The sequence below is a fragment of the Reyranella sp. genome, from assembly GCF_052439685.1.
Taxonomy (GTDB): domain Bacteria; phylum Pseudomonadota; class Alphaproteobacteria; order Reyranellales; family Reyranellaceae; genus Reyranella.
The window spans coordinates 51,941-72,951 of record NZ_JBQVQG010000014.1 but is presented as its reverse complement, the minus strand read 5'-3'; the positions used below and the strand labels follow the sequence as shown (position 1 = coordinate 72,951).

Sequence of the window (21,011 nt, the reverse complement as noted above, 5' to 3'; positions counted from 1 at the left end):
CGACGTCTGTCGAATTCAGTGGATTGCCATGAAGAAGCGGTTCCAGCGTATCGCCTCGGGCCATTTCCACGGTTCCAGCCAGCCGGCGGCCGATGGATCGTGCGAGAAGAAGATGAACTCCGCGCGTCCGACGAGGTTCTCGGCGGGCACGTACCAGCCGAGCTGGTCGCGATCGCGTGTCGAGCCGGAGAAGTCGCGCAGCATCAGCCGCGTTCGACTGTCGAGCGAATCGTCGCGATTGTCGCCCATGACGAAGTAGCTGCCGGCCGGCACCAGGAATTCCGGCGTGTTGTCGGCCATGCCGTCGTCGCGATACTCGAGCACCGTGTAGCGGCGGCCATTCGGCAGGGTTTCGCTGTACAGCGTACCCTTCTGATAGTGGCCGTTGTTGCCCTTCACGTAGTCGCCGATCTTCAGGCGATCCACCGCCACGCCGTTGATGTGCAGCAGACCGTTCGTCACCTGGATGCGATCCCCCGGCATGCCGACGATGCGCTTGATGTAGTCGGTGCGGTTCACGCCCTGGCCCTGGTCGCCGGGATACTTGAACACGGCGACGTCACCACGCTCCGGCGGCGAACCGAAGATCCGGCCCGAAAAGACTCCGAGCGAAAAAGGGAAGGAGTGCTTGCTGTATCCGTACGAATATTTCGAAACGAACAGATAGTCGCCGACCAGCAGGGTCGGGATCATCGAGCCGCTGGGAATATTGAAGGGTTCGATGGCAAAGGTCCGGACGACCAGTGCAATCAGCACGGCATAGACGACCGTCCGGACGGTTTCTCCCCATCCGCCGGTCTTTTCCAGTGCTCTCTTCCGACGCTCAGCCACGTCCGTCATCGCCGTACCAGTTTGAACGAGCCGCGGCTATAGCAGGGCCCGGCGCCCCTGTCTCCCGCTCCGGCCGCGGCATGGGAGCCTCGCCGTCCATCGAAAATGTCCTGCGCATCATGGATTGGGCACCGCCGAGATGATTACGACTGCTTGAGCCAGCGGGTATTCATCCGTGATGCTCAAGTCTATCTGGGCGGTCATGCCATCCGGCGTGATCTTCTGCAGCCGCGCCTGCGCGCCGCCGGTCAAGGCCATGGTCGGCTTCCCGCTCTTCTGATTGATCACGCCCATGTCACGCCAGAAGACCCCGGCCCGCAGGCCGGTACCCAGCGCCTTGGCGCAGGCTTCCTTGGCGGCGAACCGTTTGGCATAGCTGGCCGCCCGGGCCGCGCGGCCTTCCGAGCGCTTCTGCTCGACCTCCGTGAAGACACGCTGGATGAATCGCTCACCGAACCTTTCCAGCGACTTCTCGATACGCCGGATGTCGCAGAGGTCGTTGCCGAGGCCGATGATCACGCGGACACCCCACCGGCCCGGGCGGCGTCCATGATCCGGCGCATCTCGCGGATCGCCGGTTCGAGGCCGACGAAGATCGCCTCGCCGATCAGGAAATGCCCGATGTTGAGCTCCCGCACCTCGGGAATGGCGGCGATCGGCGCCACGTCGGCATAGCTGAGCCCGTGCCCGGCATGACATTCGAGCCCAAGCTTCGCGCACAGCGCCGCCGCCGCGGCGATGCGCTGCAATTCGGCCTGCTTGGGCGGCCCCTCGATCTCGCAATAGCGCCCGGTGTGCAGTTCAACGACCGGCGCCCCCAGTGCGACGGCCGCCTCGAGCTGGCGGGGATCGGCCTCGACGAACAGCGAGACACGGATGCCGGCGTCGCGTAGGCGGGCAATCATCGGCCTCAAGTGGTTGTGCTGGCCGGCAGCGTCGAGCCCGCCCTCGGTGGTCCGCTCCTCGCGCTTTTCCGGCACGATGCAGGCGGCGTGCGGGCGATGGCGCAGGGCGATGCCGACCATTTCCTCGGTCGCGGCCATCTCGAAATTCAGTGGCACTTTCAGTTCCCGCATCAGCCCGTCGATGTCGGCGTCGACGATGTGGCGCCGGTCCTCGCGCAGATGGGCGGTGATGCCGTCGGCGCCGGCGGCCTCGGCCAGCCGCGCCGCCCGCAGCGGGTCAGGCAGGTGCCCGCCCCGCGCGTTGCGCACGGTGGCAACGTGATCGATGTTGATGCCGAGACGCAGGGGAGTGGGCGCAGTCATACGCAACTTTCGCGGAGAGAGGTCGGGGAAGCCGTCAATTGCGGGCGCGTTCGACGGCGTTGATGGCGGGGGTGGCGCGCAGCGCCGCGGTGATGTCGGCCAGGTGCTTCACGTCGGACACTTCGACGTCGATCACCATGTCGAAGAAATCCATCGACCGGTTGACGATGCGCAGGTTGGAGATGTTGCCCTCGTGGCGGGCGATCACCGTGGACAGGCTCGACAGGCTGCCGGGCTGATTGGCGACGGTGATCTTGAGGCGGCCGGTGTAGACGCCGCCCCCGCCCTCGCTCACCGAGTCCCAGCCCACGTCGATCCAGCGCTCCGGTGCCTCGGAGAAGCTCTCCAGCGTGGCGCAGTCGATCGTGTGGATGGTGACGCCCTTGCCGGTGGTGATGATGCCCACGATCCGGTCGCCGGGCAGCGGATGGCAGCAGCGCGCGAAGTGCACCGCCATGCCCGGGATCAGCCCGCGGATCGCGATCTGCTCGCCGTCCAGTTTGCCCGCTCGCCCGCCCTCGCCGGCCTTGCCCGACTTGTTGCTGCGCCCCCGCGAGATCGGCACCACGTCGGCGCCGCCCTTGCGCGGCTGTTTCAGCCCCGGGTAGACCGCGGTCAGGACTTCACGGGCACCGACCAGCCCGGCGCCAACCGTGGCGATGAGATCGTCCGTCGAGGCCTGCTTGAAGTTGAGCCGCACGCCCTCGAGCCCCTTCTCGGTGACCTCGTAGCCTTCCTCGTGAAAGGCCTTGTCGAGCAGCGACTTGCCCAGCTGGATGTACTGCTCGCGCTGGCGCGTGCGGATGAAACGGCGGATCGCGGCCTTTGCCTTGCCGGTGACGACGAAGCGTTCCCAGGTTGGCGACGGGGTCTGCGCCTTCGACGTGATGATGTCGACCTGGTCGCCGTTCGAGAGCTGCGTGCGCAGCGGCAGCATGCGGCCGTTGATCTTGGCGCCGACGCAGGTATCGCCCACCTGGCTGTGCACGGCATAGGCGAAGTCGATCGGCGTCGCGCCGCGCGGCAAGGCGATCAGCTTGCCCTTCGGCGTGAAGCAGAAGACCTGGTCCTGGAACATCTCGAGCTTGGTGTGCTCGAGGAATTCCTCGGCATTGGGGGCCTTGTCGAGGATGTCCATGAGGCTGCGCAGCCAGGCATATTGCGGCGCATCGGTGGAGGGGCCGCCCTGCTTGTAGATCCAGTGGGCGGCCACGCCGCGCTCGGCCTGGTCCTGCATCTCTGCGGTGCGGATCTGGATTTCGATTCGCTGCCCGAGCGGCCCGATGACACCGGTATGGAGCGAGCGGTAGCCGTTGGGTTTGGGAACCGAGATGTAGTCCTTGAAGCGCTGCGGCAGCACCTGGTAGCGACCGTGCAGCAAGCCGAGCGCCTGGTAACACTCCGCCACGTCGGCGACGATGATGCGGAACGCCATGATGTCGGAGAGCTGCTCGAAGGAGACGTTCTTCGTCTGCATCTTCCGCCAGATCGAATAGGGCGTCTTCTCGCGGCCCGAGACCTGGGCCTCCAGCCCGCCCTCCCTCAGCGTCCTGACCAGCTCGACCTCGATCTGCGGCACCAGCTTGTCGCCGCGCTCACGCAGATAGCCCTGACGGGCCAGCACCGAGGCCCGGCCATCGGGATTGAGCTCGGCGAAGGCCAGCTCCTCCAGCTCGCGTTTCACGTTCTCCATGCCGATGCGCGAGGCGAGCGGCGCATAGAGGTCCATGGTCTCGCGCGCGATGCGTCGGCGACGTGCCGGTTCCTTGATGTGATGCAGCGTGCGCATGTTGTGCAGGCGGTCGGCGAGCTTCACCAGCAGCACGCGGATGTCCGACGACATCGCCAGCACCAGCTTGCGCAGGTTCTCGGCTTCCTTGGTGCTCTCCGACTGGATCTCGAGGCGGGAGAGCTTGGTGACGCCATCGACCAGGCGGGCGATGTCCTCGCCGAACAGGCTGGCGATCTCGTCGCGCGTGGCGTCCGTGTCTTCCAGCGTGTCGTGCAAGAGGCCGGTGACGATCGAATCGGTGTCGAGTCGCATCTCCGCCAGGAGACCCGCGACCTCGACGGGATGCGAGAAATACGGGTCGCCCGAAGCACGGAGCTGGTTACCGTGTTTCTTCAGGCCGTAGACATAGGCACGGTTGAGAACGTCCTCGTCCGCATCCGGATCGTAGGACTGTACGCGCTCGACGAGTTCGAATTGGCGAATCATGGCAGTCGCCCACTATATGGGGACGATTGCGTTCACTCCACGGCGATTGCGTGGGGAGCAGGCCGAACCCTGGTAGGGCTCAGCCTGCCGCCCGGCTATTCCGCGACGTCGTCTTCCTCGGCCATCGGCAGCGCCTTGGGCTGGGCGGCTTCCGCGCCGCCCTGCGCCAGCGCCGCGGCCAGCTCCTGCTCGAGTTCGGCCATCTCGTTGACCTCCTCGGGCTTGTCGACGTCGGCATGCTTCTGCATGCCCGAGATCAGCGAGTCCTTCAGAACGGCCTGGTCGAGCTTCACTTCCGCGATCTCGCGCAGCGCCACGACCGGGTTCTTGTCGCGATCGCGGTCTAGGGTGATCTGGGCGCCGGCCGAAATGTCGCGAGCGCGCTGGGCGGCAAACATGACCAGCTCGAAACGGTTGGGGACCTGCACGATGCAGTCTTCGACGGTGACACGCGCCATGTCGGGAACCTCAAATTTCGTGGAAGCGGCGGGTTATACCCGCTCGGGCCCAAAAGGCAAGCCGGCGGGCTCGAAAGGCTCTGCGGCCTGGTCAGGCGGCAGGGCCGCCAGCAGCTCGCGGATCGAGGCGCCCGAAACCGGATGGCGCCAGTCCGGCGCGAGGTCGGCCAGGGGACGCAGCACGAAGGCCCGACCGGTCATCCGCGGATGCGGCAGGGTCGCCCCCGAGGGCCCCGGCGGCGCTGTTTCTCCCCGATAATCCAGAAGATCGAGGTCGATCAGTCGGGCTGCATTGGGCACGCTCCGGACCCGACCGAACAGGTCCTCGATCTCGTGCAGGGCCGCCAGCAGTTCGTCCGGCCCCAGCGACGTGGCGATTTCGGCCACGACATTGACGTACCAGGGCTGGTCCGAGGCGGGCACCGGCGCCGTACGGTACCAGCGCGAGTACCGCAGAACACGCGCCTGCCGACGGTCCAGTTCGAGCAGGGCAGCCTGCAGCGTCTCGCGCGGCGAGGCATAGGCTGGATGGGGCAGATTGGCGCCGGCCCCTATGAAAATCGGTCGGCGGTTTCCGTTGTCCACCAGCAAGCGCCCTCAACCTCTTGTGATCTATGGATGAAATACCTACTGTTAATATACTTACGGTAGAGCGTCGGATAACAGCCTCAGCCGCCGACATATTTTTCGCTCGACCTGCGCATATTATTCATAAGGGCTTGATCGCCATGAAAGGCCATTTTTACGAAACCGAGCGCGTCGCCCTGTTCATCGACGGCGCAAACCTCTACTCGGCCGCCCGCGCCTTGGGCTTCGACATCGACTACCGCCGCCTGCTGAAGGTCTTCCGCGAAAAGGGCCATCTGGTCCGCGCCTATTACTACACGGCGCTGGTCGACGATCAGGAATACTCTCCGATCCGGCCGCTGATCGATTGGCTCGACTACAACGGCTACACCATGGTCACCAAGCCGGCCAAGGAGTTCACCGATGCCATGGGTCGCCGCAAGATCAAGGGCAACATGGACATCGAGCTGGCCATCGACGTGCTCGAAATGGCCGACCATCTCGACCATGTGATCCTGTTCTCCGGCGACGGCGACTTCCGGCGGCTGGTGGAGGCCGTACAGCGCCGCGGAATCCGGGTCTCGGTCGTGAGCACCATAAAGTCCGCGCCGCCGATGGTGGCCGACGAGTTGCGCCGTCAGGCCGACGAGTTCATCGAGCTGTCCGAACTGGCGCCGCTGATCGCCCGCAACCCATCCGAACGTGCGCCCCGCCCGGCCGTGGCACCGCGCGAAGGTGCCGACGCCGAAGCGGACGACGCCCCGCCTGAATCGCTTATGCGTTCGGCCTGAGGCCGCCCGCGTCAGTGTCTACCCAGGCCTTCGAAGAGCCACCGCTCGACTGCCCGCGCTGCCCGAGGCTGGTGGCCTTCCGCCACGAGCTGCAGGGCAAGTTCCCGGACTGGAAGAATGCGCCGGTACGTTCGTTCGGCAAGCTCGAGGCCCGGCTACTGATCGTCGGGCTGGCGCCGGGCATGAAGGGCGCCAACCGCACCGGACGGCCCTTCACCGGCGACTATGCCGGCGATCTCCTCTATTCGACGCTGCTGAAGTTCGGCTTTGCGCAGGGCACCTACCGGGCCGACCCCAACGACGGGCTGCGGCTCGTCGACTGCCGCATCGCAAATGCCGTGCGCTGCCTGCCGCCCGAGAACAAGCCCCTGCCCCTCGAGTTTACCGCCTGCCGACCGTTCCTGCAGTCCGAACTCGCCGTCATGCCGAAGTTGCGCATCCTGGTGGCTCTGGGCAAAGGCGCCCACGACCAGATCCTGCGGGCGCTGACCGTGCGTCCGGCGGGTGCCTACCCCTTTATCCATGCCCGCCTGCACACACTGCCGACCGGTCTCATGCTCGCCGACAGCTATCATTGCTCGCGCTACAACACGAACACCGGCCGCCTCACGACCGAGATGTTCCACCAGGTCTTCGACGGCGTCCGCCGGGCCCTCGACGCCTGACCCTTCGCGCAGAAATAGAAAAACCGACATCCCCGCGGCCGGAGCCGTGGGAATGTCGGTTTCTATGGTTGCGGGGGAGCGCAACCAGCTTAACTTGCTTCTGCAGGCTGCCGCCTAGGTTCAATACGCGGGCAGGATTTGAACTACGACCTTCAGGTTATGAGGGCGGTCGCGAAGGAAAAAATCCTTATGTTTCAACAATGTAGACGGCTTTTCATGTGCCGTTCTTGTGCCGTGGAGCGCATCTGAACTGATCGGGCGAGTTGGCAACAGGCGTGCATGCAGCAGCTACTTGAGGGACGCCGTCAACCCGGCGCGGCCCAGTTTCGCTTTAGCTCTTTCCATATCGCCAACGAAGATTGCCGCAAGTGCATTGCACCCACTCCGGAGAGGTCGCTTCGCTGAACCATACGTCCTTGCCGCAGGTCGTGCACCTCAGCTGCGCGAGTGCCTTTCGGCAGGTGTCAATCAGCTGCTTCGCTTCGGCCGGCTCGATGTCGTCATGCGAGGCGCGGTTCGCCCAGGTCACGAGAAGCTTGTCGGCGTCTTCTAGAGCCTTCACGCCCTCGGAGAAGGGCTGCGGCGCCCCACTCACCTTCTTTTGGAAGCATTTCTTGCCATTCCCGGCGACTTGCGACAGGAGAACATGGCCTCCACGGCGGTCGTTGTGCTCACCGCGAAGGTAGGGCATCCGAACCTGAAGCTTCTCGGCGATCATGGGCATGCTCCCGTCCATGATCGACCTGGCGAAATTGGCAGCGCCCCTCGGATCGGAAGAAAGCTTAGCTTCCGCCTCCTCAAAGCTGCCTGGCAGCTCTGTCGCCCACCGGATTCCAAGCTCGGGCTTTTCATAGGGAAGAAGCGCCTTGAACGACCAAAGGCTTCTGTCGAGTTGCTGACGGAGGTCCGTGAACCAGTCGCGGTCATGCGTGAACACGATAATCTGGCGGTCAGGAAACAGGTCCTTCAAGACGTTGAAGACCATGCCTCGGTGCTCTTTGTCGAGGCTGATGACCACATCATCGAGGATGATTGGCCGGTCTGCCTTGGCTTCGCTCTTCGCCAATGCGAAGAAGATGCATAGCCCCAGGCAATGCCGGTAGCCTTCCGAAAGCGTGAGGCGCGGCGACGCCTGCTCGGTGCCGTAGAAGGTCAGGCCGATATCGATGGCCTTATCGCCTTGGGGGAGATAGAGCTTCACGTCGGTGATGGCCTTCGCGGGATGAAGCACGTTCCAGATGGCCTTGATGTCACCCGAGATTCCGTCGATCGCACTCTGGCTGCGCGCGCGGATCTGGTCCCGGACAGACGCCTCGAGTGCCTCCACGTAGCCGATGATGGCCTCCGCATTCGCGACTTCGGCTAGAACAGCAGTCGAAGCGAAGACTTGCTTGGCCGTTTCCGCACGCTCCTTGGCCGTATTCAGCGTGGTCACTTCGTCGGGCGCTTGAGCGGATTCAGTCTTTGCCGCCTCGACCAAGGGCTGGCAGTTCTCCTCGACTTCTTGCAGCTTCACCTCTTCCGCCTTTTCGCGGAAGTCGTCGGGGTTGCAGCTTTCGATCCATTCAAGATGCTGCTTGAGAGCGCCCTTGTTGCTCTCCTCGATCCACGCCTTGAGGAAGGGCGAGCCGAGCCCCTCCTTCACCCTCCGGATGGACGAGGAGAGGTCGCTCATCGCCGACTTCCTCTCGTCGAAGGCTTCTGTCAGAACGGCGAGCCGCCCCTGCTCCGCGACGATATGCTGTGCAAAGTCAGCTGTTAGCACTTTCGTACCGCAAGCCGGGCAATCGACCTCCTTTTCGGTCGTCAGACCCTCACGAAAGTCGGCGGCAGCGTCGAGCACGGCCAGGCGCTCAGCGATCAGTGTTTCCGAGCTTTCGGCCAGCTTGGCGTTGGCTGAGCGTATGCCGGACACGCCGTTGGTGACCCCCGCCTCGGCGATGCTCTTGAAGACGCTATAGCGGCGGTGCCTGTCGGACAGGCTCGCGAGCTTGGCGTCGAACGACGCGATGACCTCATCGCACTGCTTCATGATTTCCTTGGCCGTGTCCTTGGGGCACTCAGCCTGGTAGGTCGCCATGATCTCGCTAGCGATTGACGTGTCGTCCACCACGCCGAAAACCGTCCTTCGCTTTTGAGCCAGCGTTGCGAGCTGCCCCCTCTTGAACTGCACCTTAGCTTGCTTCTCAAGCTCACGGTGAAGCTGACGAAGATTCTCGGCCGCGACCTCGAACTCGTGCAATCCGAGGAGCGGCAGGAGCGCCGAATACTTCCGGCCTTTCGCTTCTTCGATGAACGCCGTCACGTCGGTCTGGCGCAGCACCGTGCGACCGTAGTCCCAGCTCGGCATGTCGACGCCGTTGGCACCGGACATCTCGGGCAGATTGTTAGTCTTGATGCCAGCCGTCAGAACTTCGCCGTTCTTGAACGCAATCTGGATCTGGGTCGTCTTGCCCTTGGGCCGCTTCGTGTTGGGCAGGCCCTTTTCCTGGTAGCGACCGCTGTACTCGTGGGCCAGCTGCTGCAGCTTGCCATCCTTGAGGACAAACTCGACGCCATCAACGAAGGAAGATTTCCCGGCGCCGTTCTTGCCGAACACGACGCACGACCGGCCGCCGAGATCAAGTTTGACCGGATCGGCGGCGCCGCGGAACCAGGCCAGTTCGATGGAGTCGAGCCTCACGCAGCCTCCTCCTCGGCGTCGGCTTCCGTCGGCGGCTCCAGCAGGGCGGTCGCTAGCTTGGACAGCTCTGCAGGCTTCAGCGACCGCTCCTGCATGACACCCTTCAACTGATCCTTCAGCGTCACGCGCACGGACTCCGGCACCTCCAGTTCTACGCTGTCGGCACATTCTTCAGCCCAATCCTTCGGTTCGGATTTCTTCGCCATTCCGATCTCCCAGACCACGGTGACACTTATAGCGTGCGAACCTGGCCTCATCACTACCCCACCTCCAGCCACTCTGCTCTCGCAATCCGCCCGTTGATTGGTAGACTTGGACGATGCAGATTTCCGGCCAAACCCTTCAATTGAGCGCATCCGACCTCGTCGGCCATATCAATTGCCGGTATCTCACTCAGCTCGATCTGAAGGTCGCCCGTGGATCGCTGCCCAAGCCTATCTATTACGATCCCACACTCGAGGTCCTGATCGAGCGCGGTCGTCGACACGAGCAGGGATGTCTCGGCCATCTCCGGTCGCAGGGACGCAAGGTAGTCGCTATTGAGGGAGTTGGCGTGGACGCAGGGTCGGTGTCGGCCACCCTGGCGGCGATGAACGACGGTGCCTTCGCAATTGCTCAAGCTGCGTTGCGATCAGGCCAATGGAGCGGCCGGGCGGACGTCCTGCTACGTGTCGAGCGACCGAGCAAGCTTGGTGCGTGGTCCTATGAGATCGTCGATGCCAAGCTCGCGCAGGAGACGAAGGGCGGCACGCTGCTGCAGCTCAGCCTCTATGCGGATCTCCTCGCCACCGTTCAAGGCACCCCACCTGAAATGGTATATGTCGTTACCCCGGAGACCGCTTACGAACCCCAGGCCTTCCGGGTCGCAGAATTCGCCGCCTACTACCGATGGGTACGCCGTCGCCTCGAGGAGGCCCTCACCAAGGGCGACGCTGGCTGTCTATATCCTGAGCCTACTCCGTATTGTGACATTTGCCGATGGCGGCAGGAGTGTGACGGCAAACGCCGGGCGGATGACCACCTTTCACTAGTGGCCGGCATCACCAAGATCCAGATGGGTGAACTCGGTCGGCGGTCCATCGCGACGGCCGACGCCTTGACCAGCGTTACCTTGCCGCTGGCATGGAAGCCTGAACGCGGCGTCGCTGCCAGCTATGTACGCGTGCGCGAGCAGGCACGGCTCCAGGTCGAGGGTCGAACGAAGGGCCACCTCCTCTATGAGACCTTGCCAAACGAGCCAGGATTCGGCCTTGGCAGGCTACCCGAGCCTTCACCCGGTGACGTGTTCCTCGATTTTGAGGGAGACCCCTTCGTCAGCGGCGGTGGCCTCGAATACCTCTTCGGCTACGTGCTTCGCGACGAGGCCGGGAACCTCTCCTATCGAGGGGATTGGGCGCTCACACGCGCGGACGAGAAGGCGGCTTTCGAGCGGCTCATCGATCTTGTGATGGCCCGTCTCGCCCAGTACCCCGGCCTTCACATCTACCACTACGCTCCTTACGAACCGGCGGCGCTCAAGCGCCTGATGAGCCGGTATGCCACGCGCGAGAACGAAGTCGACCATCTACTGAGATCGGGCACATTTGTGGATCTGTACTCGGTGGTCCGCCGTAGCATCCGAGCGAGCGTCGAAAGTTATTCGATCAAGCGCCTGGAGCCGCTCTATGCTTTCGAGCGCAAGGCCCCTTTGGCAGATGTGGGCCGATTGATGGCCAAGCTTCAGGCTTGTCTGGAACTCGGCGACGCAGACGGCATCCAAGCCGAAGACCTCTCGCTTGTTCGGGCCTACAATCAAGATGACTGTCTCTCCGCGCACGCCTTACGCGACTGGCTCGAGGGTGTCCGTTCGCAAGCCATAGCAGCTGGCGCGGAGATTCCGCGGCCCGCCCCCGGCGACACTGCGGTCAGCGAGGCGCTGAGCGAATGGCAGGAGAAGATTGCCGCCCTCACCGCGCGCCTTACCGAAGGCGTTTCCCTTGAGCCCGGCGAGCGAACCACCGAGCAGCAAGCCCGATGGCTGCTGGCTTACATCCTCGATTGGCACCGCCGCGAGGAAAAGGCCGTGTGGTGGGAGTATTTCCGTCTCTGCGATCTTTCGGACGAGCAGTTGCTTGACGAAAGAGCCGCCCTTTCCGGGCTGACCTTCCTCGGGCCCGTGGGCGGCACCGCCCGCGCGCCGATTCATCGCTATCGCTTTCCGCCCCAGGAGACCGAGCTGCGCGGCGACGAGGAACTCCATAGCCAGGGCAAGAAGTTTGGCAGGGTCGCGGATATCTCTCTTGAGGACCGCACTGTCGACATCAAGAAGCGCCAGGATTCGCGTGACGGCCATCCCGCCGCCGTGTTCGCGCATCAAGTGATCGATTCAAAGGTCTTGGCGCAGGCGCTGCTCCGCATAGGTGAGCATGTCGCCGCCAACGGCATCGAGAGCGATGGTCCCTACGAGGCGGCACGCGACCTGCTGTCAAATGCCCTTCCTCGCCTTGCCGGCCAGGCGCTGCAGATGGAAACAGAGACACCAGTGCAAGCTGCCATGCGGCTGGCTCGGCACGCTGGCGGCTTCTTGCCAATTCAAGGCCCCCCGGGTGCTGGTAAGACCTATACGGGCGCACAAATGATCAGCGCCCTTGTGACCGCCGGCAAGAAGGTCGGAATCACTGCCAACAGCCACAAGGTCATCCGCAATCTCCTGAATGCCGTCTTGGAGAATGCTCGTCAGACGGGCCAAGTGACGCGCTGTATCCAAAAGGTCTCGGGCGAAGAAGAGGACGTGCCGGGGCTGGAGTTCACGACCAGCAATACGGATCTCCTGAACGCCATTCGCGGGTCGTCCGATGTTGCCGGAGGCACCGCTTGGCTGTGGGCTCGCGCAGATGCGTTCGAGTCGGTCGACGTCCTGTTCATTGACGAAGCCGCACAGATGTCGTTGGCCAACGTCCTCGCGGTGTCTCAAGCAGCAAGAGCAATCGTGTTGCTCGGCGACCCACGCCAGCTCGAGCAGCCGATGCAGGGAAGTCATCCGGAAGGAACAAACGTCTCAGCTCTCGACCATATCCTCCGGGAACACGCCACCATTCCATCCGATCGCGGCCTCTTCCTCTCCGAGACATGGCGGCTACAACCAAGCATCTGCTCGTTCACGTCCGAGATGTTCTACGATAGTCGCCTGCAAGCTCGCCCGAGTCTCGATCGACAGTGCGTGAAGTCGGCCGGCCCAGTCAGTGGCTCTGGATTGCGCTACCTCGCCATCGAGCACGAGGGCAATCAAAGCTCCTCGCCCGAAGAGGCGGACGCGATCATAGGTCTAGTCGACGAGATCATGAACTCTAGTCCAACATGGATCGATCGAGACGGAACGGAGAAACCGCTCACGCTCGATGACATTCTGATCATGGCCCCCTACAACGCCCAGGTGTTCGAGTTGCAGGATCGCTTGCCAGGTGCGCGGGTCGGAACGGTCGACAAGTTCCAAGGGCAAGAGGGCCCGATCGTAATCTACTCGATGACCACCTCCAGTCATGCCGACGCACCGCGTGGCATGGAGTTCCTCTACAGCGCCAATCGACTGAATGTCGCGACGTCGCGGGCGAAGTGCCTGTGCATTCTCGTTGCGTCTCCGGCGGTGTTCGAGCCGGAGTGCCGGACGCCCCGGCAAATGCAGCTTGCGAACGCGTTCTGCCGATATCTTGAACTGGCGAGCCCGATCTGATCCTGCGGTCGCAACGCCTATGCTTGCCGCCGCCCGGCCGGACCGAGGCTTGTCTTCCGGCCTTCTTTGATCGACATCCGACGACGGGGCGTAGCCATCCTACAGTTCAGTTTCCGGTTGCTGGAGCAGCCGCCTGGCCAGGGCAGGCACTGCGTGGGGCTCCATCCGGTCGGACGCATAGCCGACCGCGAGCAGCTCGCGCGGAAGGTAGGGATCATACTTCTCGCGTATGAGATTGCCGACGGTCATCGCCAGATACACTGCATCCGGCGCCGGCGCGCCCTCGAAGCTCTTCAGCGCCGAGACGATTTTGTCCGCCGTAATGCGGCTTGCCTCCAAAATGACGCCGCGTGTCGAGACATCGAGGCCACTGCCCTTCAACGCAAGCGCCAACGTGCCGAGTGCCACTGAGCCCGCCCAAGGAAACAGAAATGTGTCACCGTCGATCTCGATGATGCCCGTCTTGTCGAGGCCAAGGCGCTGGAACTCGCTTCTGGCCTCCGAGAACAGGTGCGCGGCAATCTCATCGAGGAATGGCGGCACGTCGGTCTCGAGGTAGACCTGCTTCATCTCCGCCGCGACCACATCATGCAGATCGCCGCCTTCGCCACCGAACATGGGCGGTACGCCCGCGCGCGACGGGCTCACCACGACGACCTTTTCGCGATCCCTCACCTCCATGACCTCCCAGCGGCGTCCCGAGAAGATGATCGTCATGCCGGGGACCAGAAGCGTCAGGACCGGAAGCGTTCCCAGCTCCTTTCCTTCGCAGACAACACGGAACTCATCGGGGCTCTGGAACACGGCGTAGAAGTCATAGTGGTCAACGATGCGCTCGCCGATCTCGCCCAGCAGCAAGGCGCCGTCCGGCGCCTGCTCGATCAGCCGGTTCTCCTTGTCGCCAAGCGCGCGCAGCACCCCCACGAAGAGGTCGGGCGAGACGGTCGAAAAGGCGCCCTGCTTGCCGAGAAGCTCGAAGGCCCGGGCCGCCGTTACGCCCCCATGCTGTGAGATAACGGCCATGATCTGCTGACCCAGGGTCGAGAGATGAAGGGCGCCAATCCGTGGCGGTTCACACCATCGTTTCGCGAGAAGCCGCACCATCGCAATGGCTTGAACCAACTGACAGCGAAGCCGGTCCGCCGGATGCAGATCATCGGAAAGCTCTCGCTCAGGTACATAGAGCCGGATGACCGCCGCCTTGTCCCGGCGTCCCGAGCGCCCGAGCCGTTGGCGGAGCGACGCGACGGACCAAGGGGCGCCGATCTGCGCGACGTTCTCGACCGCGCCGATATCGATGCCGAGTTCCAACGTCGACGTGCATACCGCGCTGGTCGGTAGCTTTCCATCCTTCAACCGCCCTTCGACGAATTCGCGATGGGCGCGGCTGAGATTGGCATGATGGGCGAAGAACTCCTCGGGTACGCCAATCTTCTCGGACGCCAGACGCAGCAAATCTGCATAGGCCTCGACATTTGCCCGCGAGCCGGCAAAGACGAGGCCGTTCTTGCCTCGTAGCGTCTCGAAGATATGGCCGGCAATCTGGCGCATGAAGAGCAGCTCGCCTTCATCAGGGACGTCGCCATCCTTGGCTAGCCCCGTCCTGTTCTTCCGCTCATAGCCGCGCACTTGCAAATGCACAGTGGCGCCGCCGGATGCGCTCTCGAGAATGACGACATCCTCTCCTTTGCCGGGCCGCAGAAACTCGGCCGCCAGGGCCATGTCGCCTAAGGTGGCAGACAGACCGACGCGACGGACCAGCCGGCCTGTCGCCACGTCGAGCCGATGAAGCAGGGATTGGAGCTGCTTGCCGCGCTCCTGCCCGATGAAGGCGTGCAACTCGTCGATGACGGCGAATTCGAGCGTCGCGAAGAGCGCCGGCACCTCAGCTCCGCGACGGACGAACAGCGCCTCGAGCGACTCAGGGGTGATGAGCACCACCCCGGAGGGCTGCCTACGCGCCCGCGCCTTGATCGAGGCCGAGACGTCGCCATGCCACTTGTGAACCGGCAACTCGGCCATCTCGCATAGCTCGTCTAGGCGCCTGAACTGGTCGTTGATGAGGGCCTTCAGCGGACTGATATAGAGCGCCTTGAAGCCTCGACCTGGCGCGTCGGCAATGCGCGAGATGATGGGCAGAAAGGCGGCCTCGGTTTTTCCGCCCGCCGTCGCAGCGGCGACAATGACATCCGCCTCGCCGTCGAGAATGGCGGGTATGGCCTGCTCCTGGATGTCGCGCAGCTCCCGCCAGTCCTTCTGCCATATCCAGCGCCTGACCGGCTCACTGAGGCGGTCGAACCCGCTCGACGCCTGCTCAGAGCTTGAAGGCGGTGAGTTCGTCGCCACCCTTTACCCCCTGTGCGGAGCCTGCCGCCGGAACGTCCGGCCCTTCCGCCTCTTCCGCTGTCGCACTTGCGACCTCGACGCCATCCAGCAGGGTCTGCCATTGAGCACCGGGGTTCTGTTCCAGCACCGAAAGAAGGTTGACGAATGCCGTCACCGTGTTCCGGGGCGTACGGAAGTAGGCATCGCCGATCTTGAGGGAGCAATGCTTCATGAACGCCATCAGCGCATCGTCCGGCACCAGATGGCGCGCCGGATCGCCGCCGGCGAAGACGTTACGGATGTTGGTGAGCAGGATGTAGAGATCTTCCGGCGTGAGGCTCTGGAGCCGCAGGACCGGCCCCGACAGATCCACGAGGCCGCCTTGCGCAAAGCGGTTCTCCGCCAGGCGCGACTGGAGCGCCGAATAGCTGTAGAGGCCGCGCCTTGTGTCCATGAGGAACTCAGGGGTGCCACCCATGAGAAAGCCTATCCCTGATGCGCCGCCCTGCAGCACATCATTTAGGATCCGCAGAAGCTGCTCGTAGTTCGAGTTTCGGGCCTGGGCACTGGTGAGCTTGTAGAGATTGACCATCTCGTCGAGCAGGACGAGAAGGCCGCCATAGCCCGCGAGGCGCACGAATGCCCCGTAGAGCTTCAGGTAGTCGTAGACGCGCTCGTCATCGATGATGTCCCGGACGCCAAGCGCGGCCCGGGCCTCGGTGCGGGTGCTGTATTCGGCCCTCAGCCAGCGCAGGGCGGCCGTCTTCTGCTCTTCGTCGCCCGCATCGTAAGCCTTCGTGTAACGCGTGAGAACGGTTGCAAAATCGAATCCGGACACCAGATCGCGCAGCCGCGAGAGCTTCTGCTGGATGGCATCCTCGATATCCGTTCCTTCCTTCTTGGCCTGCACGAGCGTATCGCCCACGAACCGCTCGACAATGCTCGTCAGCGCGCCGCCTTCGGGCTTGGTCCGGGTCGAGGTGTTTCGGGCGAGCTCATTGAACAGCGACCGGGCCTGGCCATCGGTGGCGTGGAGCCGGCGCGAGGGCGCGAGGTCAGCGCTCATCACGACCAGCCTTCGCTCGAGGGCAATCAGTCGGATGAGGTTCAGGAAGAACGTCTTGCCCGCCCCATAGTCGCCGATGACAAACCGGATCGTTGCGCCGTCATCGGCCACCCGATCCACGTCCTTGATCAGCTCCTCGACTTCGCGCGCCCGGCCGACCTGGATGTGACGGAGTCCCAGCTTGGGAACCACGCCGGCCCGCAACGCCTGCATGATCACGTCACGTTCACGGGGCTTGATGAGACTGGCTTTGGACATGGTCTACCGAGGAGGCGAAGCCGACGAGGTGCTGCTGAATTGTAACAGGATCACCATCTTCCACCAGCGCATCGCCATAGTGCTCGAACGCCCACTCATTGATGGCCTCGAGCGCGCCGTCTGTCATGAGCGCACGCGAGCGCGCGAGCAGGTCGAGTTCCGGCCGGGACCATGCGGCGCGTGTCAGAAGCTCGGAAAGGAAACCTTTGAAACGAAGGTCGAGGCCCTCGAAGGCCGTTGTTTGCTCCGTCTCGGGAGCGCTAATCGCGGCGATGTCGGCGATCGCCCCGGCCTGCCGCTCCTCGCCGGGCGCCTCGTCTTCCTCCGTAAAGACCTTCGAAAGCACCTCGCTGACGCGCCGTGTGCTCTCACCGATATGCTTCAGCCGTTCGGGATCGAGCTGGATGTCGCCAGGCGCCGTGCGCCGTGTCGGGTCCAAGGGGATCGAATAGCCAGCGGCCGATGCGGGTGCAATCTGAATGGCGGTCAATCCGGACGCCGCGGGGGTTGCCAGCGCCGAATGCAGGTCGGACAGAACGCTCCCCTCGTTGAGGCCCAATACTTTGTAGATGCGTTGCAGCGCCTTGATCTCTTCGGGATGCACCGAGGTATCCGCCGACGCCGCCGACAGGGCGACCAGCCCAAGCCTGTGGCGATCTTCAGCGGAGAGGGTGCCAAGCTTGGCGCGCAAGGCGCCGGGTTCGGCCGGCACGACCTGCAGCCAGCGGAGATGCGCGCCGAGATCGAGGCGACCGCGCTCGCCAAGTCCTGGTGCCGCTTCCGCGAAGGCGGCAAGCCGCTTGCCTTCCTCCGGCGACAAGGCTGAATCGGCGTGAGCGACAAAGGCGCCGAAGGTGAGCGCCAGGCTCGCCAATCGGAAGGCTGGCACCTCGCTTTCCGGGATCTCCTCGCGATCGCATCGGTAGAGCACAAAGGGCTGATCCGCCTTGGGGAGCTGCAGCGATACCCTCGGGTTCGGCATGACGGCGACGCCGAAGGTGCCGAGAGTGTCGATGAAGCTGCGGATGCTCGCCTTCCCATAGCTCGCGCCGGCTGCAAGACGGGCGACCAGCTCGCTTCCGCTAATGAACGCAGGGCCGTTGTCGAGTTGGGTGTCGAGCCAATCCCGAAGCCTCGCGACCTCGCCGCCTGTCGATGCGTGGGCGAGCTCACGCGGCAGGAGCGAGAGCGCCTGCAGGCTGCCGCGGCCGTCCGGCCGGCGTCCGAGAAAGCGACTATATCCTTCGAGCTCTTCCGCGCAGGCGTCGAGGATCGTCCGCATCTTGTTGGTGGCTCCCGTCAGATTGACGATGTCCGGCAGGCCGCCGAGCCGGGCGTCCAGGTCCACAACGAAGCTGCCTGACGCAGCACGATAGGTCCACTTGAGGCGGGCTTTCGGCGCGCTAAGCCGAAACCCGTCAGGATGCTTCTCGCCAAACCGTATGCGAAAGAGTTCCTTGAGCTCCTTCTCCGCGCGCCGATGCACCGTTCTAAGGCTCGTCTGCGGGTCGTTCAGGGTCCAGGCGTACATCCACTGCCAAGGGACCGAACGGCCTTCTGCCAGGAGCTGGCCGATGGCGAGCCTGACCGAAAGTGGAAGTTCGTAGTCCTGCTGCGGGTCGGGCGGTTCCTCCTCATGGAAGCGCCGGTCCGGCTTCAGCAGTCTCGCGGTGTCGAGAAAGAGCCGCGCATAGCGGTTGACCGAGTAGTTCTTGTGATAGACGCGGTGAAGCCGCTCGACCTCGGCGATCAGGCTGTCGTGCTCGTCAAGTGAGCCATCGAGGATCAGGCGGCGCTCGAGCCCGTAGAAATACAGGAACACATAGCCGATCTCCGCATCGGGATTGCCGCGCCCGTCCGCAAGCCAGTGCAGGTAGCCGCCGCGTGCGCGAGGCTCCAGCGCGCGGTACGAGGGGTAGTACGGAACATCTGGCGGCATCGGGCCGGGCTCTTCGACCGGGAGGGAGGGATCGATGAGACAATTCTCGACCCCGGTGCTGTTCTGCCGGTTGAGCTCCTTTCCGACATAGAGCAGGCCACCCCGGAGTTCGTACCCCGCTATCGTCAGCGACCGGCCCGCCCGAACCCAGCACCGCTCCCTCTGCTCCTTCTGGGAAAGAGGCGCCGGAATGGAGAACGCCCGTGACGGCGATCGCGCTTCAGGCGCAATCGAGAGTGTGACGATGACATCGTCATCGCCCCGGTGTGGGGTTTGGCGTTCGGTCGACTGCCGCGTCGGGGCGTGATCGCTTCTCTCCGGCTGCAGGCTCGCCCATGCCGATGGCCGAGGCGACGCACTGCTTTTCTCTGCCTGTGGCGATGGACTCATCGAGGATCGGGAGGCCTTCCCGCGCCGGCGCCATAGCACCACGCCGGCGGCCACGAGCGCCAGGACGATGATCCAGATGCTGCCGTTGCCATTGCTGCTGGCCGACTGCGTGGATGGTGGAGTGGGCGGGGTCTGGGTGGGAGGCGGCGGTGGCTGGGTGCTGCGGGCCGGCGGATAGTCGTAGGCCGGCGGCGGAGGACTGGATTGCGGAATCGCGAGCGGCGGCACGGTGGTCGGTTTCGGATCAGCCGGCACAAGCGCGCCCAGGGTGGCCGGGTCGACGATACCCGTTATGGCGAGGCCACTCTTGCGCTGAAACTCCTCGAGCGCGGCCTTGGTGCGCGGCCCCATGATGCCGTCGATGAAGCCGATATCGTAGCCTTTTTCTTGCAGCGCACGCTGCGCCGCCCGGACCCTTTCCTGGACTTCCTGCGCATCGGCGGCGTACGGCAAGGCAACCGCGAGGCAAAACAATGCTGCCGCGTTCCACAATGGCCATCGCCATGGAGATGCACCCGAGATCACCCCACCCCCTACACTCCCTCGTTGCGAAAATGCTACCTGAACAGAGGTGGTGCCAGCTAGTGCCACCCTTCCGGAGGTCTTGGCCGGTGGCACTCGCTAATTGGCCTCTGCGCCGAGCTTCCGCGCTAATTCTGTATGGGGCAATAGGAAGATCCGCATATCCTGAAAAATCGTCACGAGACTGCCCGGCTCGGCCGCGATTCGCACGAAGATCAAGTTGGTCAGCGAGGGGGCTGCGCGACCTGCTCGAACTTGCCGTCCTGCCGAACGTTGAAGACCTCCTGCCCCGCTGGCACGCGCCGCAGCATGGGCGGCGGCTTACCCGAGCCCGATTCCAGCCGAAGCATGTTGCGGACGATCGACAACTGATCGGTCAGCGCTTTGTCGATCGAACTGCCAAAGTCTCCATTGTGGTGGTCGCAAACGAGGCCACGCGAGGTTTTCCGGCCACCGAGAGCGTTGAGCAGGATGTGCTCGGGCTTGGTGAAGGGGCCAAGCTCACTGTCACAGAAGATGCATCGGGTAGGCCGAGGCGGCGCTTTCGGTAGACTCATTCACAGAAAATAGTGCCTGGCGCCCATCGTGCAAGGTGTGCGCTGCCGCGCGTCACCCGGTTTGCGGATTTGGCGGACTGGGTGAATGCCCATTGCCCCTTTTTCGAGTGCTTTTCATTTAGGCAGACCCCAATCCCGCGCTGCGTCGTTACGCCGATTCTCTGCTTCAGGCGTCATCCGGCCTGTCGTCCGTGGCTGCCCATCCGAGCCGGTCCACTGAAACTGCACCGCCCAACCTGTATTCTTGCCTGAGTTCGTCTTGTAGCCAGCAATTGTCTTGGAGACTGCAATGCCAGCTAGCATCATCACGCCCGGGCCCTTGCCGAAGTTCTTGATGAAGACGGCATCAATGAGATGCTGGTCAGTCAAATCGCTCTCGACTATCAACGAAGGATCTCCGATCGCTCTCTCGCGTCTTAGCCGTTCAGAGATCTCTTTCCTAAGCTCTTCTCTCTTTGCCAGATATTCTTCCGCTCTTGGTGCATTCGCGGGCTTCTTTCCTCTCCGCATTGGCAGACGGCCGTTCCTATATGCTGCCAGTATGGACGCTGCTGCGTCGGGTCCTAAGGCAACAACGGTATCGAGGAAGCTCTGATTGCGAGCGTGGATGTCAGCTTTCTCCTTGTCGCTCAGCAGATCGCCTTGCAGCACGACTGCGCGCGCCTTCCGCGTCATGACGCCCGGCAGGTCGTTGAGGAAGTCGGTGAGAGAACGCACGGTTCCAAGTCCCCTAGACAGCCTCGATATTGCTCATACTACCAGCA

16 protein-coding genes and 1 pseudogene are annotated in these 21,011 nt (G+C 63.5%); 3 read left to right on the top strand and 14 right to left on the bottom strand.

Annotation, left to right across the window (positions count from 1 at the left end; genetic code table 11):
- Nucleotides 1–15: 15 nt before the first annotated feature.
- The 6 genes from lepB to folK all read right to left on the bottom strand — a co-directional run bounded on the left by lepB (nt 16) and on the right by folK (nt 5,360).
- A complete protein-coding gene (gene lepB / locus ACT6UX_RS18285) occupies nt 16–840 on the bottom strand; it encodes a signal peptidase I (RefSeq protein WP_444776576.1) in 825 nt (274 codons plus the stop codon).
- A gap of 108 nt (nt 841–948) precedes the next feature.
- Nucleotides 949–1,350: a holo-ACP synthase gene (gene acpS / locus ACT6UX_RS18280; RefSeq protein WP_444776575.1), complete on the bottom strand. Its 402-nt coding sequence runs from the start codon at nt 1,348–1,350 to the stop codon at nt 949–951.
- A complete protein-coding gene (locus tag ACT6UX_RS18275) occupies nt 1,347–2,099 on the bottom strand; it encodes a pyridoxine 5'-phosphate synthase (protein WP_444776574.1) in 753 nt (250 codons plus the stop codon). Before ACT6UX_RS18275 ends, acpS begins: the two co-directional genes overlap by 4 nt.
- 34 nt (nt 2,100–2,133) lie before the next feature.
- Nucleotides 2,134–4,317: a RelA/SpoT family protein gene (locus tag ACT6UX_RS18270; protein ID WP_444776573.1), complete on the bottom strand. Its 2,184-nt coding sequence runs from the start codon at nt 4,315–4,317 to the stop codon at nt 2,134–2,136.
- Between the two features lie 95 nt (nt 4,318–4,412).
- Nucleotides 4,413–4,775 carry a DNA-directed RNA polymerase subunit omega gene (gene rpoZ, locus ACT6UX_RS18265; protein ID WP_444776572.1) on the bottom strand — a complete coding sequence of 121 codons (363 nt, stop codon included), beginning with the start codon at nt 4,773–4,775 and terminating at the stop codon, nt 4,413–4,415.
- 33 nt (nt 4,776–4,808) lie between these two features.
- Nucleotides 4,809–5,360 carry a 2-amino-4-hydroxy-6-hydroxymethyldihydropteridine diphosphokinase gene (gene folK / locus ACT6UX_RS18260; RefSeq protein WP_444776571.1) on the bottom strand — a complete coding sequence of 184 codons (552 nt, stop codon included), beginning with the start codon at nt 5,358–5,360 and terminating at the stop codon, nt 4,809–4,811.
- A 143-nt stretch (nt 5,361–5,503) separates the two neighbouring features.
- On the opposite strand from folK, the gene ACT6UX_RS18255 reads away from it, so the two are divergent.
- The gene (locus tag ACT6UX_RS18255) at nt 5,504–6,133 is read left to right on the top strand and encodes a LabA-like NYN domain-containing protein (protein WP_444776570.1); all 630 of its coding nucleotides are present in this window, start codon (nt 5,504–5,506) and stop codon (nt 6,131–6,133) included.
- Complete coding sequence (locus ACT6UX_RS18250; protein ID WP_444776639.1) at nt 6,130–6,798, top strand: uracil-DNA glycosylase; 669 nt, start codon at nt 6,130–6,132, stop codon at nt 6,796–6,798. Before ACT6UX_RS18255 ends, ACT6UX_RS18250 begins: the two co-directional genes overlap by 4 nt.
- A gap of 331 nt (nt 6,799–7,129) precedes the next feature.
- Here the strand turns inward: ACT6UX_RS18250 and ACT6UX_RS18245 are convergent, their stop codons facing one another.
- Nucleotides 7,130–9,481 (bottom strand): hypothetical protein, encoded by a 2,352-nt coding sequence (locus ACT6UX_RS18245; protein WP_444776569.1) that lies wholly within the window; start codon nt 9,479–9,481, stop codon nt 7,130–7,132.
- Nucleotides 9,478–9,687, bottom strand: a complete 210-nt coding sequence (locus ACT6UX_RS18240) for a hypothetical protein (protein WP_444776568.1) — start codon at nt 9,685–9,687, stop codon at nt 9,478–9,480. Before ACT6UX_RS18240 ends, ACT6UX_RS18245 begins: the two co-directional genes overlap by 4 nt.
- A gap of 113 nt (nt 9,688–9,800) precedes the next feature.
- Between ACT6UX_RS18240 and ACT6UX_RS18235 the strand changes: the two genes are divergently transcribed.
- Complete coding sequence (locus ACT6UX_RS18235; RefSeq protein ID WP_444776567.1) at nt 9,801–13,190, top strand: TM0106 family RecB-like putative nuclease; 3,390 nt, start codon at nt 9,801–9,803, stop codon at nt 13,188–13,190.
- A gap of 99 nt (nt 13,191–13,289) precedes the next feature.
- Here ACT6UX_RS18235 and ACT6UX_RS18230 read toward each other — a convergent pair whose 3' ends face one another.
- From ACT6UX_RS18230 to ACT6UX_RS18205, 6 genes and pseudogenes are all read right to left on the bottom strand, one after another.
- Entirely contained in the window at nt 13,290–15,536 is a 2,247-nt protein-coding gene (locus tag ACT6UX_RS18230) for a DEAD/DEAH box helicase (protein WP_444776566.1), read from the bottom strand.
- Nucleotides 15,505–16,839: an ATP-binding protein gene (locus ACT6UX_RS18225; protein ID WP_444776565.1), complete on the bottom strand. Its 1,335-nt coding sequence runs from the start codon at nt 16,837–16,839 to the stop codon at nt 15,505–15,507. Before ACT6UX_RS18225 ends, ACT6UX_RS18230 begins: the two co-directional genes overlap by 32 nt.
- A complete protein-coding gene (locus ACT6UX_RS18220) occupies nt 16,808–19,660 on the bottom strand; it encodes a TerB N-terminal domain-containing protein (protein WP_444776564.1) in 2,853 nt (950 codons plus the stop codon). The genes ACT6UX_RS18225 and ACT6UX_RS18220 overlap by 32 nt, the downstream gene beginning before the upstream one ends.
- 254 nt (nt 19,661–19,914) lie before the next feature.
- The gene (locus ACT6UX_RS18215; RefSeq protein WP_444776640.1) at nt 19,915–20,040 is read right to left on the bottom strand and encodes a hypothetical protein; all 126 of its coding nucleotides are present in this window, start codon (nt 20,038–20,040) and stop codon (nt 19,915–19,917) included.
- A gap of 27 nt (nt 20,041–20,067) precedes the next feature.
- Nucleotides 20,068–20,247, bottom strand: a pseudogene (locus ACT6UX_RS18210) (HNH endonuclease); the annotation flags it as partial.
- A gap of 114 nt (nt 20,248–20,361) precedes the next feature.
- Complete coding sequence (locus tag ACT6UX_RS18205) at nt 20,362–20,964, bottom strand: hypothetical protein (RefSeq protein WP_444776563.1); 603 nt, start codon at nt 20,962–20,964, stop codon at nt 20,362–20,364.
- Nucleotides 20,965–21,011 lie beyond the last annotated feature (47 nt).

Coding starts and splice junctions, on each gene's coding strand:
- ACT6UX_RS18270 (WP_444776573.1), bottom strand. CDS start 4,317: ATGATTCGCCAATTCGAACTCGTCGAGCGCGTACAGTCCTACGATCCG.
- ACT6UX_RS18235 (WP_444776567.1), top strand. CDS start 9,801: ATGCAGATTTCCGGCCAAACCCTTCAATTGAGCGCATCCGACCTCGTC.
- ACT6UX_RS18255 (WP_444776570.1), top strand. CDS start 5,504: ATGAAAGGCCATTTTTACGAAACCGAGCGCGTCGCCCTGTTCATCGAC.
- ACT6UX_RS18215 (WP_444776640.1), bottom strand. CDS start 20,040: ATGCTTCGGCTGGAATCGGGCTCGGGTAAGCCGCCGCCCATGCTGCGG.
- lepB (WP_444776576.1), bottom strand. CDS start 840: ATGACGGACGTGGCTGAGCGTCGGAAGAGAGCACTGGAAAAGACCGGC.
- ACT6UX_RS18225 (WP_444776565.1), bottom strand. CDS start 16,839: ATGTCCAAAGCCAGTCTCATCAAGCCCCGTGAACGTGACGTGATCATG.
- rpoZ (WP_444776572.1), bottom strand. CDS start 4,775: ATGGCGCGTGTCACCGTCGAAGACTGCATCGTGCAGGTCCCCAACCGT.
- ACT6UX_RS18275 (WP_444776574.1), bottom strand. CDS start 2,099: ATGACTGCGCCCACTCCCCTGCGTCTCGGCATCAACATCGATCACGTT.
- ACT6UX_RS18240 (WP_444776568.1), bottom strand. CDS start 9,687: ATGGCGAAGAAATCCGAACCGAAGGATTGGGCTGAAGAATGTGCCGAC.